This window comes from Mesorhizobium sp. M3A.F.Ca.ET.175.01.1.1 (assembly GCF_004791945.1).
Classification (GTDB): domain Bacteria; phylum Pseudomonadota; class Alphaproteobacteria; order Rhizobiales; family Rhizobiaceae; genus Mesorhizobium.
The window spans coordinates 57265-73701 of record NZ_SRTP01000015.1 but is presented as its reverse complement, the minus strand read 5'-3'; the positions used below and the strand labels follow the sequence as shown (position 1 = coordinate 73701).

13 protein-coding genes are annotated in these 16437 nt (G+C 63.6%); 3 read left to right on the top strand and 10 right to left on the bottom strand.

Annotation, left to right across the window (positions count from 1 at the left end; translation table 11 throughout):
* Positions 1–9 precede the first annotated feature (9 nt).
* A complete protein-coding gene (tssL, locus tag EN818_RS26145; protein ID WP_135905857.1) occupies positions 10–1548 on the bottom strand; it encodes a type VI secretion system protein TssL, long form in 1539 nt (512 codons plus the stop codon).
* 258 nt (positions 1549–1806) lie between these two features.
* Complete coding sequence (gene tagH, locus EN818_RS26140) at positions 1807–2886, bottom strand: type VI secretion system-associated FHA domain protein TagH (protein WP_135905855.1); 1080 nt, start codon at positions 2884–2886, stop codon at positions 1807–1809.
* 297 nt (positions 2887–3183) lie between these two features.
* Here tagH and tssI point away from each other — a divergent pair, with 297 nt between their 5' ends.
* Genes tssI through EN818_RS26125 form a run of 3 tightly spaced genes read left to right on the top strand, consistent with a single transcriptional unit; the run spans position 3184 to position 7123 of the window.
* The gene (gene tssI, locus EN818_RS26135; RefSeq protein WP_135905853.1) at positions 3184–5511 is read left to right on the top strand and encodes a type VI secretion system tip protein TssI/VgrG; all 2328 of its coding nucleotides are present in this window, start codon (positions 3184–3186) and stop codon (positions 5509–5511) included.
* A gap of 16 nt (positions 5512–5527) precedes the next feature.
* Positions 5528–5950: a DUF6484 domain-containing protein gene (locus EN818_RS26130; protein ID WP_135905851.1), complete on the top strand. Its 423-nt coding sequence runs from the start codon at positions 5528–5530 to the stop codon at positions 5948–5950.
* 9 nt (positions 5951–5959) lie between these two features.
* A complete protein-coding gene (locus tag EN818_RS26125) occupies positions 5960–7123 on the top strand; it encodes a hypothetical protein (protein WP_135905849.1) in 1164 nt (387 codons plus the stop codon).
* Position 7124: 1 nt separating this feature from the next.
* Here EN818_RS26125 and EN818_RS26120 read toward each other — a convergent pair whose 3' ends face one another.
* The 8 genes from EN818_RS26120 to tssL (EN818_RS26085) are packed head-to-tail and all read right to left on the bottom strand — an operon-like array spanning position 7125 to position 16437.
* A complete protein-coding gene (locus EN818_RS26120; RefSeq protein WP_135905847.1) occupies positions 7125–8162 on the bottom strand; it encodes a hypothetical protein in 1038 nt (345 codons plus the stop codon).
* 8 nt (positions 8163–8170) lie between these two features.
* Positions 8171–9262, bottom strand: a complete 1092-nt coding sequence (locus EN818_RS26115; RefSeq protein WP_135905845.1) for a DUF2169 domain-containing protein — start codon at positions 9260–9262, stop codon at positions 8171–8173.
* Positions 9263–9265: 3 nt separating this feature from the next.
* Positions 9266–9748, bottom strand: a complete 483-nt coding sequence (locus EN818_RS26110; RefSeq protein ID WP_135905843.1) for a hypothetical protein — start codon at positions 9746–9748, stop codon at positions 9266–9268.
* A complete protein-coding gene (locus EN818_RS26105; RefSeq protein WP_135905841.1) occupies positions 9748–10170 on the bottom strand; it encodes a hypothetical protein in 423 nt (140 codons plus the stop codon). The genes EN818_RS26110 and EN818_RS26105 overlap by 1 nt, the downstream gene beginning before the upstream one ends.
* Positions 10171–10177: 7 nt before the next feature.
* Entirely contained in the window at positions 10178–11038 is an 861-nt protein-coding gene (locus EN818_RS26100; protein WP_135905839.1) for a DUF4150 domain-containing protein, read from the bottom strand.
* A gap of 2 nt (positions 11039–11040) precedes the next feature.
* Entirely contained in the window at positions 11041–11580 is a 540-nt protein-coding gene (gene tagF, locus EN818_RS26095; RefSeq protein ID WP_135905837.1) for a type VI secretion system-associated protein TagF, read from the bottom strand.
* Complete coding sequence (gene tssM, locus EN818_RS26090; protein WP_135905835.1) at positions 11562–15101, bottom strand: type VI secretion system membrane subunit TssM; 3540 nt, start codon at positions 15099–15101, stop codon at positions 11562–11564. Before tssM ends, tagF begins: the two co-directional genes overlap by 19 nt.
* Position 15102: 1 nt before the next feature.
* Complete coding sequence (tssL, locus tag EN818_RS26085) at positions 15103–16437, bottom strand: type VI secretion system protein TssL, long form (protein ID WP_095808047.1); 1335 nt, start codon at positions 16435–16437, stop codon at positions 15103–15105.

The window sequence follows — 16437 nt, the reverse complement described above, 5'->3', positions numbered from 1 at the left end:
CGGCCGCGCTCAAAGTGCCTCCTCCTTGAGGATCATCACGTCGACACGGCGGTTCGAGGCGCGGCCTTCCGGCGTCGCATTGTCGGCGATCGGCTCGTCCTCGCCCCTGCCGTCGGCGGTAATCCGCGACGGATCCTTGAAGCCCGGCGCCATCATCGCTTCGACCGCCTTCGCGCGGGCGACCGAGAGGTCGAAATTGGACTTGAAGGCGCTCGATTTGCGCGGCTTCACATTGTCGGTATGACCGACGATCCTGATCGGCCCAGGCTCGGCATCGAGGGCCGCGACGATATCCGCCGCGACGGTTTGGAACTCCGGCTTCAGCTCGGCCTTGCCGCCATCGAACATCAGGGCGTTGTTGATTTCCACCACGATGAAGTTGCCCTGCGTGCCCACCGCCAGCCCGCCGCGCACCAGGTCCTTGGCCAGAGCGGCGCGGATGCGGCTGATCTGAGTGAGCGCGACGGGCGCAGGGACGGGCGCAGGAGCAGGAGCAACCGCAGGAGGAGCGGCTGTTTCCGACTCGGCCAGCGGCGCCACGCTGGCGCGCTCGATCGTGACCGGCGTCGATGGATTGAGCGCCAGCAACTCGCGCGCAGTCGCGTCGCCTTCATCTGTGATGAATATTCGCATAGCGAAGAATGCCGCCGTCACCAGCGTCGCCGCGGCCGCCGCGACGGCCCATAGCGGCAACCTGGCGGACGGTCTGGCCATCGTTGCCGCCATGCCTTGCCAGTGCGGCGAGATGTCGTCGTCGGCGAGCGGTTGGAAATAACGGATCGTGTCATAGACATCGCGCCGCACGCGCTCGAGATTGTCGCGTTCGCCGGCACGCCCGCGATACTGGCCTTCGAACCCAAGCGACAGGCAGGCATGCATCAGTTCGAGCAGGTCGTGATGCGCCTCCGGTTTGCCCAGGAGACTGTTCAGCGCCTCGTAGAAACCTGTGCCGGTGGGCTTGCGGTGGAAGAACCGCGCCACCAGGCTGTGCCCGCTCCAGCCGGCGTCCTTCGGCCATGGCAGGTTGCCGACCAGATCGTCGGCGGTTTCGCAAAGGGCAAATCGCGCTATCCGTGCTTCTTCCTCGGCGACGCCGGCTTTCGCCAACTCCCGATCGAACACCTCGATCGCTTCGGCGATGTGTTCGGCGAGCAGACCCGCCTGCCTCTCGACCGGCATCAGCCGCAACTGGCCAAACAGCATCAGCAGCGGCGCTGCAGCGCCGAGGATCGGGTTAGCTGCGCCATATTGCACGCCACCGGCCGCATCGAGCAGGATGTCCTGCTGCAGCGACGGCGCGGCTGCGGCTGCGGCTGCTGCCGCTTCTGAGGCGGCCCCTTGCTGGATGACGGTGCCGGACGACCAGCCGGTCGGCATCTCCCGGCCGAGGCCAGGGTCGAAGACCGTCGATTCCCTGGCGCCCGGCGGCGCAGGTCCAGTATTGTCCGGGCGACGGCTTTGAGGCGCCGCGGGCGATTGCGGCCGTTGCCGTGAAGCGCGAATGACGGTCTTGCCCGCGCCGGCGGAGGGATCGTCCTTCGAACTCATCGGCGGTTCACCGCCGAGCAGCGGGCATGGAGACGAACCTTATGCCATGGCCTGACGGCGGGCCGGATGGAAAGGCTGATCTCGCCGAAACATGACATTGCTGCACACGCCCCAAGCCACGCCGCTTTGCCCGCCAGGCAAGCTTCCGCGCGCCATCCTAATCGCCCAAGCGGTTAATTGAAATCGGAAAGCAAGATCAGGGTTTCTTCTGTGATACCCGTCACATAGCGCCGGGATCTGCGCCGCCATTGCAATTTCTTATTTCTGCTTGCTGGCCTTGGCGTAGGCTTCGCTGAAATAGGCCAGGAAGACATCGAGCATGCCGTTTTCATGCGCCTCCTCCATGGTCCGCCAGGTGGCGACCAAGGCATCCCAAGCCTGACTTTTCTTGGACGAGAAGGACGTCGGCGGAAGTTTACGGGCGATCGCCTCGGGCGACAGATCGTCGAGCAACCTGGAAAGTGCCGCCTGCATGGCGGCATAGGTGGCCAGCTCGTGCGTCTTCAGATCGCGGAATGCGTCCTCGACACTGTGCGTGGCATCGAGATAGCCGGCCCTGCGCTTGGCGAACATGATCTCCAATATGTCATCGGTTCCCGGCACGAATTTCAGCGGGTTGTTGTCCTCGGCGCCGATCATGGTGCGATGCGGGCTCTTGGCGAGCACCTTGGCAGCCGCGCGCGCCTTGAGCAGCAGCGACAATTGCTCGACGGTCGTTCTGAGCACCGTGCCGATCTCCGCCGCCACTTCATGCGGGTCGCGCGACTGAATGAGGTCGGGCGAAATGCCGGCGGCTTTCGCGATCTCCCGCAACAGCCCGTCGGCTTCCGCCGGCCGAGCCGGCGAGGGCGCCGGCGCCGGCTGCAGTGCAGAGGATGTCGAGACCGGCGCCCTCTGGCTGGGGCGCTGTTCCGCCTGGCCGAAGAACGGCTCGTTGGAGAATTCGAGCGGCCGGCCTGTCGCCGGCGGCAATTCGCGCTGTGTCGAGCCGGCCCGGGTTTGCGAATGGCCGCTGACTACGCCTTCTTGCTCGATCGAAACCGAAATGACATAGCGGCCGATCAGCAGCCGGTCGCCATGTCCAAGCCGATGCGGGCCGGCCATGCGCTGGCGGGAGCCGTTGATGAAGGTGCCGTTGCGCGAGACATCATAGAGCCAGAACGCGCCCGCCTGGTAGCGGACCTCGCAATGCCGGCCCGAAATGATTTTGTCCGGGTCGGCGAGCGTCCAGTCGCAATTCTCGCGGCCGATCTCGAAGCTGCGGTCGCGCGCGGCATAGCTGGCCGCGGTGCCGGAAGGCAGCCGGTCGACATTGCTGATCTGAAGCGAGATGAACATCCGGTACGCCACCGAGCCTCATCGAAAGCACTTGTCACTGGCAATCGGGCCGGAAACTCTGCGCCTTTCCGGCATTGCTCCCGCCATTCTAGCAGCTTGCGGCCGCCGGGGGACAAGAGCGTTTCAGGATGATTTACCGCAAGTGTATTGTGCCGCCACAGTTCTTTGGCCGGCGTCAAAACATGTGCTAGGCTGATTTGGTCCGGTGCGGTGAATTGTTCCCGAACGTGATGCGGTTAACATAGCGGGGGCTTCAATCCATCATACTGGCGGCCGCGTCCAGGAGGGGCACGACCTATGCCGAACGAACGTGCCACGGTTGTGCAGACGCCCGTTGGCGCTGACCTTTTGACCTTCACCCATCTCGTCGGGCGTGACGAGATCAGCCGTTGCTTTTCCTATACGGTCGGCTTCGTCTCCAAGAGCCACGATGTCGACCCGCTGAAGATGCTGGGCGGCCCCGTTTCGGTGGAGGGCGAGTCCGACCCGAAACGCTGGTTCAGCGGCCTGGTGTCGGATTTCAGGCTGACCCGCATCGAGGACCGGCTGGCCTTTTACGAAGCGGTGGTCAGGCCCTGGCTCTGGTTCCTCGGCAACACCACCGATTGCCGCATCTTCCAGAATATGACGGTGGTCGAGATCGTCGAGAAGATCTTTTCGAAATACGGCATCGCGAAATTCGAGAAGCGGCTGCAGGGATCCTATCCCTCACGCGAATATTGCGTGCAGTATGACGAGAGCGACCTGGATTTCGTGCAGCGCCTGCTCGAGCACGAGGGCATCTTCTATTTCTTCGAGCATGATGAGGGCAAGCACACGCTGATCCTGTGCGATGCGATGAGTAAGTTGAAGCCGGCGCCGGGCTACGACAAGGTGCTCTATAATTTCGAGGGCCAAGCCTCGCGGCGCGACGTCGAATACATCACCGAATGGATACCGGGCAGCTCGGTGCGGCCGGGCGCTTATGCCCACACGGATTATGATTTCGAGAAGCCCGGCGCCGACCTGATGGCGAAATCTGCCCAGCCCTTCAGCCACAAGGAAGCCTCGGGCGAGAACTACCGCCAGCCCGGAGCGCATCTCGATGTCGGGCGCGGCGACACGATTGCCGGTGTTCGCCGCGAGGAACTCCAGGCCGTGCACCAGCGCAGCACTGCTGTCGGCACCGTGCGCGGCCTCTTTTCCGGCTGCAAGTTCAAGCTGGAAAGTTTCCCGCGCGACGACCAGAACCAGGACTATCTGGTGGTCAGCGCCGAGTACCGGCTGTTCGATCCCGGCTACCGCACCCAGAACGAGGCCCATACCGAGAACTTCAGGATCGTGCTCGGCGTGGCGCCCACTAAATTGCCCTATCGCCCGCCGCGTATCACGCCGCGGCCGATCATGCGCGGGCCGCAGACGGCGACGGTCGTCGGCCCTTCCGGCGAGGAGATATTCACCGACAAATACGCCCGGGTGAAGGTGCAGTTCCATTGGGATCGCCTCGGCAAGAAGGACCAGAACTCGTCCTGCTTCGTGCGCGTGTCGCAGACCTGGGCCGGCAGCGGCTGGGGCTTCATCCAGATCCCGCGCATCGGCCAGGAGGTCATCGTCGATTTCATCGAGGGCGACCCCGACCTGCCGATCATCACCGGCCGCGTCTACAACGCCTCGCAGATGCCGCCCTACGGCCTGCCGGGCAACGCCACGCAATCGGGCTGGAAGTCCAATTCGTCGAAGGGTGGGGGCGGCTACAACGAACTGATGTTCGAGGACAAGGCCGGCTCCGAGCTGGTCAATTTCCAGGCCCAGAAAGACCACCACCTGCTGATCAAGCACGATCGCAACAAGTTGGTCCAGCACGACCAGTCCGACCGCATCGACCACGACGCCAAGCACTCCGTCGGCCACAACCTCGACGAGGACGTCGGCAACAACAAGACGGTCAAGGTCGGCGTCGACCAGACGACGAATATTGGCAACAACGATACCGAGACGGTGGGGGTGGATCGCTCGCTGACGGTGGGGTCGAACGAGACGATCAACATCGGATCGAACTCGACGGAGACGATCGGCGCCAACCACACCCAGACGGTGGCGATTGTGCAGACCGTCACGGTGGGCGCTGCGCGTGTCGATACGGTAGGCGCATCTGAAACGCGGAGCGTCGGCGCGGTTCAGTCGAACACCATCGGTGCGTCACGGAGTGTCACGGTGGGGGCGGGGCAGAGCCACACGATTGGCGCGGCGGACAACTGGAAGATCGGCGCCGGACAGACCGTGGACGTTGCAGCCGACCAAAGCTTTACAGTCGGCGGCGCCCATTCCTCGCAGGTGGGTAAAGCCCGCCTGGCTAAGATTGCGGCGGAAGAGGGGATCGAGGTCGGCGGGGCGTATTCGCTAAAGGTCGCCAAGGCGAGCAGTGTCATCATCGGCGAAGACGGCGTGATGAAGTACGGCAAGAAACTATACGTCGAGGCAGCCGACGAGATCGCGCTGAAATGCGGCGATGCCAGCATCGTTCTCAAAAAGGACGGCACGATCAGCCTCAAGGGAAAAGACATAAGGCTCGACGGCAGCGGCGACATCGACGTGAAGGCAGACGGCAAGACCAAGATCAAAGGCAGCAGTGTACACAATAATTGAAAGCGAGGGCCGAGCGATGGACGTTGCTGAGCGTGTTGAAGGGGTTGTCATAGGGCTGCTCATCGGCTTCGATGACGGCTCGCCGCTTGTCGTTTTTGTCGGCAATCCAAGCGATACGGCGGTAAAAGCCCGCAGCCTCACTGCCCTTGACGGCTCATCTGTCGGCTCGGAGGTGGCGCTGCTGTTCGAAGGCGGTGACCCGGCCTGCCCGCTGATTGTCGGGCGGATTGTGGATCCGCGCCCCGATCCGCCTCGCGTTGAAGTGCTGCGCGACGGCGAGACGGTGACGGTGGACGCGCGCGATCGGATCGAGCTTAGGTGTGGTTTGGCGTCCATCATTCTGGAGAAGAACGGGCGTATCTCCATACGCGGTGCACAGCTCAATAGCCACGCGACCGGTACGAATTGGATAAGGGGGGCGGCTGTTCACCTGAACTAGGCTGAGCCGATGCGCCGCCTCGCGACAATTCCCGTCATCGTCGACCAGCACGCGGAAGATGCTGCTTTCCTCTGGTCACGCCGGCGCCGGGAGATCGATGGGCCGCTTCTGGGCGAAATCGATATTGGCCGTATCGACCAGAGGCTCGACGCTAATCTGGAAGGTCTGTTCGCATCGGGCGAAGCTGCCTGGGCAGCGGCGAATTCGCGTTTTTCCGATTATGGTGAGGCTCCCGAACTCTTTGTCATGGCCTGCTTGGCTCTCCACTGGGAGCTGGAAAAGCAGGTTGCCGCGGTGGTCGAGGCTGCCGCCGCGCTCGGCGAAACGGGCATCGCTGCTATTTCAGGCGCGATCGCCCGGACACCACGCGAAAAACTCCATCCTTTCGTCGCCAAATGGGTCGATTCGAGAGAAACAACGCTCAAATGCATCGGTCTCTCGGCACTTTGGCATCACCGTGTCGACGCCGGGCCTCGCCTTGGCGAATTGGCCGCGAACGGCCATGCTGAGGTCCGGATCCGGGCGCTGTGGTTGGCCGGCGCATTGCGCCGCCGTGATCTCCTTCCCCTGGCCACTGAGCGTCTCGCTGCCGACCAGCCGCGAGAACGATTAGCGGCCTCGCTCGCCACCTGCCTACTCGGCGCGGGCCGCATGGCTTTGCCTGTCCTCGACGAATTGCTTGCGTCTGCCAATTTTCTTCCCGGCGAAATTTTCGACATCCGACTCCTTGCTTCGGCGGAGACTTCCGCGAAAACCTGGCTTCAGAAATGCCTGAACCAACCCTCGCTGCGACAGCCGGCGCTGGCTGCCATCGGAATGCTGGGTGACAGAATGATAGCCCCATGGCTGATCGAACGCATGCGCGAACCTCAATGCGCTTTTGCCGCGGGTCTCGCTTGGCGCGATCTCTTCGATGTCGATTTCAACGATACCAACGTGTTCACCGTCGATCCAGCGTCGCTTGGAGAACAATTCGCCAACATCGAGGAGTCGCCGCTCCCTTCCGCCGATCGCGCGAATGCATGGTGGGACGAAGGACGGGGACCGGATAGACACAAAGCATTCCGCTCGATGCGCAAACAGCGGCTCATCGCCATTCGGGCTTCGTTCGACAACCCTGATCTCCCATTGGCAAACTGGCGACGGACACAGCACTTCCCGGCTTGGATGTAACTCAGCGGACTTTGACCCGGCTAACCAACGCGGCGGCGCGCAATCCCGCTTCGGAAGCAATCTCGCACATGGCCACGGGACCGGGTGCATAACCAACAGCGAAACTGTCTGCCGCTACAAGCAATGCCAATGCCCCGCCGGCCGCCCCTACGTCGCCGACAGTCATCGCCGGATAGGCAATTGGCAGGATTTCGCGCCGGGTACGGTAGAAGCGGGAACGCGCTATGTTTGCCTCCCATCCACTATACCGCTCACCGTTGCCGTTGCTGACGACAAAGACGATGTCGGGCTCGCGTGGGCCGTTGTCGGGTCCATTCAACGCGCCTCGAAGCGCGTCAAGCAGCGCCTTGCCCTGGCTGTATCGCTCCGTCAGGACACCGTCTGCTTCCTGAGCAAAACCAGCGCCATTGATGGCGGTGACACTCGGCCTCTGCCGATCCGGCCTTGATTGCAGGCAAACAAAGGCGGCCGCTTCTCCCGGAACAAGCCCTTGAGCATTATCGGAGCCTTTCAGCCGCCCAGCCGCGCCCAGTCGGGCGATATCCTTGTCGTTCACCAAACTGTCGACGCCGCCGAGCAGGATACGCTCGACGTCAGGCCGGGCGAGCGTTTCGGATAATTGATCCAGCACCCCGATGCTTGCTGCTGCGCCACCGTCGATCGCACGCGACGCTTCATGGAATGGGCTACCGCATGCGCGTATGACGGCATTTAGAAAGCCCGACGGGTCAATTTCCTCGAAGGCGGCATGGTCTCTGAACCTCTCCGGCAAAACAAGCACCAGCACAGTTGCGCGCGAATTCGCGGCTGTCGATCCGAGTGCGTCCGTGATAGCCCGCGCCGCCATATTGACCAGCCATTCCCACTCCGTGCTTCTCAGTGACCAATGGGTGGGAATGCGTGAGACGATCTGCGACGCACCCATAGGTTCGGCCAGCAGATATTCTTCATAAGCGGAGAGCCCGGCTCGGATCGCGGCAAGCGTTTGTCGCCGGTTCAGGCCGGCGGGCGTCACGGCGCCACCGCCGACGATATACAATGGCCGCTTCATGGCAGCCACGCCGGGCGTTCGGTAACGGTTCCGTCAGTCCCGCGCAGAGCAAAATACTCCTTGCCCTTTCGTTTCGCCGCAATCAGCGCCGGCGTGACATGGCCGAAGACAAGTTCGCGCAGCGCAGGCCGGTTGCGCCGCGTCGTCACGGCCACCCGCGCCTTCAGCGTCACCCGAAAAAGGTCGGGCTCGATGATGATCGTATCCGCCTTGAAAATTTGGTCTTCGACGCGATCATCGAAGAGGAGGCGGATGGGCGCGACGACGCGTGGGAGTTTGAAGCTCCACCGGCCGCTGGGAGTGAGTCCTATCAGAGTGACCTGATCGCCGCCGTTGAGATCTGGAAGTTGCTGGTCCGCCGGCGCCGCAAGATTGTAGCACGGATCGAAATCCTTCGGCGGCAATGGCCACTGAGTGTCGATCCAAGCCTGATCATAGGTTCCGGCCAACGGCAGTCGCGGTTGCCAGCCGCGCCCCAACGCGCCGAAACCTGCCGGCCGCGGCTTGTCCGACGGACTCATAAATGGCTCGGTCGGGTAGGTTATGTTTGGCGCTTGCGTCTTGACTGCAGGATCAGCCGAACGGGCGTGGGCGAAACCAACTCCCAACGGATTGCGAGGGTCGACTTTCAGATCGGGTGTGGTGCCACCGTAGGCGCGTTCATAGATGATAGGCATCTGTGTGAACGGTTGTGGCGTGCTATAGCTACCGGCGTCGTACACGCGGTCGCCAACCACATTGAGCACCTTTTGCAGGGGCCCGAACTTTAGTCCCGCTTGCATTTCTCGAACTGGCTTCCCGTTCGGTGCATATGCGGTGCCGTTGACGATGACGTCGACGCCGGGTTTCAGCATAGCGATATCGGCCTCGTAGCGCGTCGATGAAAGAGAAGGATCACCGAAAAAAATGTCGTTGAGCGTCACCGGCAACTGCTCCTCGGCCGGCTCCAGGGCGGCGCTCATTTCCTCCATGCCTTGGAAGCTCGCCGAGAAAAGACCCAGGAAAACCTCCTGACCGTCCGCGTCCGGCAGCGCGTAAGATCCAATCGCGAAGGGGGTACGGTTCTCTAGCCAGACCGCGAAGCTCATCGCTCAGCACCAGGCCCCGTTTTGGTCCATCCCGATCGGCCAGTACGGCATACAGGCGATCAAGCGCACCAGTTCCTTCTCCTTGGCGTCGATCAACCATTGCAGGAGCAGGATTTCAGGATAGATGACCTCGGCAGAGCCTTTGTTGGCATCGCAGCAATCGAGCCAGTAATTGCGCACGATCCAGACCACGTTGCCATGCGCTGCTGCGCCGGCGGCGCGCTTGTTGAACGCCGCGCGAATAGCTTCGTCGCGGTTCAATCCAAGCTGTTGTTGTGCCTTCACCGTGTCGGCCCACCAGGGCGCCGCGATCTCATAGGCCGTCTGGATATCTTCCAGGTAGCCACCGAAAAGGTCCTGGTGCCGCCGAGAGCTCAAGGCAAGCTTGCGCGCCGCGATTTTCGCGTCCCGGGGCTCGACGTAGCCGGGCTGGCGCAGCAGGCGGCGAATGCCGCGATCGGTTTCAAAATAGGTGATCAGCGCCATCAGCAGATCTCTTCATCCTGGTCGAGTCCGATCGGCAGGAAAACGAAGCCGTTGACCACTTCCGTCAGATCGGGTGCCTTGCTCGGGATGTCCTCGATCAGCAAGTCTATGTGGCCGACATAGCGCGGGCTGTCGCCGAGGTCGTCGACGCCCCATTTTTCCTCGGGCGACTTCTCGGCTCCCTCGACGAATTCGTGCTCGTTCTTTCGGTTCAGGTTCTCTATCTCGAAATAGTGCGTCCGAAAGACATGGAGAAAGCGCGGGTGCCCGGAAATTCCAGTCGGCCAAATAAGTGAGACGACATCAAAGGTGTCGGCTGCGACGATGTCGCTCCACCAAGCTTTGACCTCAGGCAAGAGCGCACGCAACTCCGCAATGTACCGCTGCTGGATATCGTCGTAGCTTTTGGCGATCACAATCATGGCTCACTCACAGTTTGGCAGCATAAGCTTCTGCCTGACTTCCCTGACTGCGATAATGCGCTTCACAGTGAGGTTTGACCCTGCTTGCCCGTTCGAAATACTTCTTGAAATCCGCAAGTTTCATATTGCACCCGCCGAGTGCCCAGGCCACGCATAGCGGTGGCTGATGGTCATGCGTCATATGGCCCTTGCCGCGCGCCATATCCTTTCCATGGGTAGGATCCTCGTATCGTACGATCGCACCACTGCTCGATCGCGTAGTGCGCCAGTGAGAGCGGGTCACCCGTTTGTCGTCCCGCTTACATTCCCAGCATGGCTTGTTGCGGACCGCCTTCTTCTGGGCTGGAGAAGGATCCTTGTCCGGCCGGTGGACCTTCGCGTCGTAAGGCTTGCTCGGGCATGGGCCAGGCGTGATACCCTTGCGTCTCAGCAGCGCCTTGAACGTATTGATCGCCGTCTGGTCGATACAGTTGGGCAGATCGCTAGCCGTGTTCTGGGCCATCATGTCGCCATGGCGGTCGACCCCCTTGCCCTCCGCCTTGACCGTGAATGACCAAAGTTTGAAGACGCCCTTGCCCTTGATCTTGTGGGTGATGACGCCCGCACCGAGCCCCTGAGTCGCCGGCTCATTGCCGGTGCTGGTTGAAATCTCTGAGGAATTCTCGATCGCCGTAGGCTCGCCGTCGATCTTGACGCTCTTGGTACCGTTCGACAAGTCGGAGGACGAGAGCATATTGACATAGGGTACGGGCACCGGGCCAGCCGGCGGTGACGGCGGAGACAGACAGACATCGCCCGGAGCGATCCCCTTGCCATTGCTGCCCTTGTGGAAGAAGCCCATGTTCTCGGCGAAGACGGTAATGGCCATGATCAGCTTTCCTCGGCCGGCAGAGGCACAGTGCGCATGATGGGCAGGCCGTTGTCGGCCAGATCATGAATATCTTTGAAATGGCATTCGTGAACGTTCCAGCTGTCGCACCAAAAGACGATCTTGGGTTCCACCTGGTTGGCTGGGGGTGGCTGAACCGCGCTGATCCGCTCGGCGACCATGGTACTCGTCCAATAGTGCGACACCGCGTCCTCTGCGATTTCGGACATGGCATCGAACCATTCGTCGTCCATGAGAGGCGATCGTCCGACGGCGGCGACCACGAACGGATATCTACGCCCGACGCGATCCTCGCTCATCCGCCACGCGCCGGCGCAAGGCTGGTCGCAGAAGATGCCAGCCGGCACAGTGAAGCGCCAGACACGGGGGTCCAACTCGCCCTCGTCGGGTCGCGCACGTAGCTCCATCGACATCCACCGGTCCCAGCGATCGATGAAGGTCCGTGGCAGATTCGCGGAGACGAAATCTCCGGTCGCCGGAATCTTGCCAAAAAAGCCGGTGCTCATATCTGCGGCGGACATGTGAACTTCTTGAACATTTCGAGTGTGTAGGGGTTCTCGACGCTCGCAGCCTTCAGCTCGAAGTCGGCATACATGCCTTTCGTGCCGAGGCGCAGGCTGTAGACGTCGGCGAGCTTGGTGCCGTCGAACTTGCCGCCGCGCAGCATTCTCAGCCACGCCCAGCTGCCGGTCTCGTTCAGCATCACCTCGGGCGAGCCGTCGACCGGCTGGAAGGCGAGCGAGATCACGCCGGTGCCGTCCTTGCCGGGCCACGTCATCGGCTGCGGCCGGGTCGCGTTGTTGTAATAGACGAGGCTCTGACCATCGAGGTTGAGCGTCACGCGTGTGACATTGGGCGACAGGTCCTTCGGCTCGAGCGTGAAGTTCATCACCGGGCCGGTGCCGCCGGGGAACAGGTCGTCGCGGATGTGCCGCGCCTGTTCGAATGCCGCCAGCGCCGAAGCGTCGAGCCCGAAATCGGCGCGCCATTTCCATGGCTGGCTGGCGGTGTCGACATAGTTGATCAGGTGGTCGTTGATGAAGGCGTCGATCAGGCCGGCCGGGCCGAAGAGGCGCTGGAAATCGCGCACATTGACGTCCACCGCGCTCTCGGGGCTGAACGGGTAGCGGTTGTTGAGCGCGGCCTGGCAGAACGGCAGGATATCGGCGCGCCAGATGGCGTTGAGCTCGTTGGTGACGGCTTTCTGCGTCAGCCCGCTGGTGTCGCCGGCAATGCCGCTCAGCCAGTCGTCGATCGGGTCGGGCAGGATCTGCGCCTGTCGGGCGACGGCGCCCGTCAGCTCGGCGAGCCCGCCCTGCTTCTTGATGGCGTCCTGCGGGTCGGGGTTGGCGGTCACCGTCTGCAGCACGTTGGAAAGCGCCGTCAGCGCCACCACGGCTGCGTCGAGCGCCGGCGGCTGGCCATCGACCTCGGCGATCGTGCCCTTGAGCCGTTTGAAGTGCTCGGCCACCAGGCTGCCGGTCATGTCGACCTGGTCGGCCGAGCCGGCGCGCGGCAGGAGCTTCGCTCCGGTCTTCACCACCTTGCCGAGCTTGCCGAGCTTACCGAGCAGCTTCGAGCCGGTCTTGGCGGCGCCGCCCTTGTCGTCGGCGGGCGCTTCGTCCGACCGCGTCAGGTCGGTTTCCTGGACCACTGCCGTCAAGAGCCGTTTCAATGCGGAATCGGCGCTCGAAAGGTCCTTCAGATTCTCGCTGGCGACGTTGAGATCGGCCAGCGGCGCCAGCCGCATGTCGCGCAGGAAGCTGTCCCACTGCGCGATGTAGTCGTCATAGTAGAGCTTTAGTATGTCCTCGGAGAGGGCCGAGACGGAGGTCTCGGCATTCTCCGAGCAGCCGCCGGCGAACACCGCGCGATCGAGCGCCGCCTGCGCGGCAACATCCTCGACCCGGTCGAGGACGGCGTCATGGAATCCGGTATAGGTGAAGGCACCTGGAACACCGACGCGCAGCGTCTTGTCGGAGCGGCGCGCGAACACCTTGGCGCCGTTGGGGCCGGCGAAATTGGCGGGCACCCATTCCTTGACGGCGGCCACTTCCGGGTCGGCCAGCAGCTGCTTGTAGGCGCGTTCCGGCAGCGAGATCGTGCATACCGTCTTCAGCGCCTCGGCCACCAATTCCTTGTCCGGCGCGACGTAGCTGTCGTCGACCGTCATGCGGCGGATCGCGGCCAGCTGGTGCTGTTCGGCGTCGGCAGTGGGGAAGGGCGGCGCGGGCGCGAACTCCGGCAGGCTGTTCACCCACCAGTTCTGCACGAAGTCGGGGTCCATCTGCGACAGGCCGGTCATCATGCGATACGTCTTCAGCGCGCCGAGCATGAAATCCGGATCGCGGATCTGCCGCCACATCGTGGCTTCCAGCAGCGCCACCATATGCGGCTCGAGCACGTTGCGCAGCGCATGGTCGTAAGTGTCGGTCTGGGCGCGCACGAGCTCTGCCGAGGCGGACGGCCCGAGCAGATCATGCGGCGCATCGGGTGGCGGCGTCCGCGACGTCGCAACCGCATCCATCGCGGCCAGCGCGCTATCCATCGTCGGCTCCTCCACCGAAGCCGGCGTGGCAGCGACTTCGGTCAGCGGCGCCTGCAGCGCCTCGAACTGGCCGGCCTGCGCGGTAATCGCATTGCGGTTGTCGTAGTAGGACCAGCCGAACAGACCGGCGGCAAGCAGGGCAACGAGCGCGCAGGCGGTTGCGGCACCGCGCCAGATCCAGGCGCGCCGGCGCTGTGCCAGCGGATCGAACGTGCCGAGGCCGGCTTCCTTGAAGATGACCTCGGTCAACAGGTTCCTGAGGAAGAAGCTGCGCTTTTCGACGCGCGGCGCGAGCATGGCGCGGCGCGGCGGCAATCCGAAGGAGGAGGAAAGCGCCGCCGTCAGCCGGTCGATCGGCGCTCCTTCCTGCGTCGCCGAGGTCAGATAGAGGCCGCGCAGCCAGGCGGCTTCCTCGTAGCGGCTCTCGCCGAACATCGCCTCGACCAGCACCTGGATCGGCTCGGAGAGGCTGGCAAGCTGGGCCGGGAAGCGGAAGATCTCGGCGCGCGCGGCGAGTTTTTCCTCATCCTCCAGCCGCGGCACCAGGCGCCGCTCGAGTTCCGCCGCCAGCGTGGCGAGTTCCTTCTCGATCGTCTTGGCGTCGACCCGGGCGTCGAGCGGGAAGGTCGTGCCCCACACCTGCTCGCGCGCGGTCGTCGACAGCCCGCCGAAGAAGGCTTCGAAGCCCTTGATCAGGTCGGCCTTGGTCAGCATCAGATAGACGGGAAGGCGGATTTCCAGTCGGTCGTTCAGCTCCGCCAGCCGGCGGCGAATCTTGCGGCCATGCGCCTTGATGGCCTCGTCGCCTTCCGAAAGCGTGTCGATCGACAGCGCGACGATGACGCCGTTGAGCGCCCGCCGGCCGCGATGCTTCTTGAGCAGATCGAGGAAGCCAAGCCACTCCGCCGCATCGACATCCGGCTGGCTTTCCTGCTGGACGTAGCGTCCGGCGGTGTCGATCAGCACCGCATTCTCGGAGAAGAACCAGTCGCAATTGCGCGTACCGCCGACGCCCTGCAGGTCGTCGGTGAGGTCGATCGGGAAATTGAGGCCCGACTGGCGCAGCGCCGTGGTCTTGCCGGTGGCCGGCGGTCCGACGATCACATACCACGGCATCTCGCGCAGGAACCTGCGGCCGCCGAGCTTTCGCCGCTTGAGCTCCGCCATCACCTCGCCGAACTTGGCGCCGACGGCGGCGACGCTCTCCTCGCCGGGGGTGAGCTGCTTCTCCGCCACGGGTGCCGCGATCTCGGCGACGAACATGCGGTTAGCGCGGATCGCTCGGCGCTGCGCGATGATCAGCCAGATCAGCCACAGGATGATCAGCCCCGCGATCATGGCGATGCGCACATTGTCCGAATCGAACGGCGCATACGGCCCGACCTGGACGATCGGACCGAACACCCAGATCAGCAGCGAAAGCAGCGCGATGCCGATCAGCGTCCAAAGGAAGCGCGAGGTGAGCACGGCCCAGAGGAAGCGCAGGATGAACATCTCAGAGCCTCTTCTCGACCAGCACTTCGACGCGCCGGTTCAGCGCCCGGCCCTCGCGCGTCGCGTTGTCGGCCACCGGATCGGTCTCGGCGCGACCTTCGGAATGGATGCGCTCCTGCGGCACGCCGGCCTGCACCAAGAGGTTGGCTATGGTCTCTGCGCGCGCCTCCGACAGCCGCTGGTTGGTCGAAAGCGGATTGGATCTTTGCAGGCGCACATTGTCGGTATGGCCGACGACGGTGATGTTTCCGATCAGCTCCTGATTGGCCAGGATGACCTTGGCTATTGCTTCGACCAGTGGCTCGAAGCCTGGGGTGAGCGTCGGCCGCGACGACTGGAACAGCTCGGGATTGGAGGCTTGGATGACCAGCTTGGCCAAGGACACGCTCTCCGTGCCGCTCAGCGCCGCCTTGAGGTTGTCCGGCGCTTCGGCCTTGAACTCCGGCAGCAGCGCGAAGTCGACCGGTTCCGGCGGCGGGGCTTCAGGCTCGGGCGCTTCAACCTTGGGCGGGGCGCGGGCGACGTCGGTGCGCGCGGGCGGCGGCAGGGCCCGAACCAGCGCGGAAAGCTCGACCGCCTGGCTGCTCAGCATCATGGAAAGGCCGATATGCGCGGCGGCGGCGATGACCACCGCAGCAAGCGCCATCACCCAGATCGGAACGATGAAGCGTTGCGGCTCGTCGGAAGCGATCACGCCTCTCCAGTTCGGCGACAGCGGCGAATCCTCGGCGTCGGCATTGCGCAGGAAGCGGGCCGCCGCCACGCGCACCGCGTTGATCGAACGGTCGCCGGCGCGGCCCGGCACGCGGTATTTGCCGCGGAAGCCGAGCGCCAGGCAGTGATATTGCAGCTCCAGCAACTCGCGGTCGCGGTTCGGGTGCCGCTCCAACTCGTCGAGGCGGGAGAAGAACTGCGTGCCGGCATCGACGTCGCCGCGCAGCATGACGACCAGCGGCTGGCGCGGCCATGCGCTGGCCCCGCCCCAGGGCGTGTTGAGCGCTAGGTCGTCGAGCAGCGCCGCCACCACCCATGCGGCCTGATCGGCGCGCTCCAGCGAAGCGCCGGACTGCATCGCCGCATCGCGTGCCCGGACCAGCTCGTCGAGCAGGCGCGTGCGCAGCACTTCCGGGTTTTCCGGCGCCAGCGCGCTTTCGAGCTCAGGTGCGAATTCGAGCAGCGGGGCGAATGCGTTGACGAGCGTGTTGGGATGGGCGCGCGACCGCTTCACCGGCGCGCCCGGCGCCAGCGGCGCCATCGGCCGCGGCGCCGCGCCGGTCAGCCGGATGCGTGTGCGTTCACGATCCTCCGACAGTCCGAAAGGATCATCCCGGCTCAT

Bases quoted from the DNA above. Each gene is read 5' to 3' on its own strand.
- tssL (WP_135905857.1), bottom strand. From the start codon at position 1,548: ATGAGTTCGAAGGACGATCCCTCCGCCGGCGCGGGCAAGACCGTCATT.
- tssL (WP_095808047.1), bottom strand. From the start codon at position 16,437: ATGAGCCGGGATGATCCTTTCGGACTGTCGGAGGATCGTGAACGCACA.
- tagF (WP_135905837.1), bottom strand. From the start codon at position 11,580: ATGTCCGCCGCAGATATGAGCACCGGCTTTTTTGGCAAGATTCCGGCG.
- tssI (WP_135905853.1), top strand. From the start codon at position 3,184: ATGCCGAACGAACGTGCCACGGTTGTGCAGACGCCCGTTGGCGCTGAC.
- EN818_RS26130 (WP_135905851.1), top strand. From the start codon at position 5,528: ATGGACGTTGCTGAGCGTGTTGAAGGGGTTGTCATAGGGCTGCTCATC.
- EN818_RS26105 (WP_135905841.1), bottom strand. From the start codon at position 10,170: ATGATTGTGATCGCCAAAAGCTACGACGATATCCAGCAGCGGTACATT.
- tagH (WP_135905855.1), bottom strand. From the start codon at position 2,886: ATGTTCATCTCGCTTCAGATCAGCAATGTCGACCGGCTGCCTTCCGGC.
- EN818_RS26125 (WP_135905849.1), top strand. From the start codon at position 5,960: ATGCGCCGCCTCGCGACAATTCCCGTCATCGTCGACCAGCACGCGGAA.
- EN818_RS26115 (WP_135905845.1), bottom strand. From the start codon at position 9,262: ATGAGCTTCGCGGTCTGGCTAGAGAACCGTACCCCCTTCGCGATTGGA.
- EN818_RS26110 (WP_135905843.1), bottom strand. From the start codon at position 9,748: ATGGCGCTGATCACCTATTTTGAAACCGATCGCGGCATTCGCCGCCTG.
- tssM (WP_135905835.1), bottom strand. From the start codon at position 15,101: ATGTTCATCCTGCGCTTCCTCTGGGCCGTGCTCACCTCGCGCTTCCTT.
- EN818_RS26100 (WP_135905839.1), bottom strand. From the start codon at position 11,038: ATGGCCATTACCGTCTTCGCCGAGAACATGGGCTTCTTCCACAAGGGC.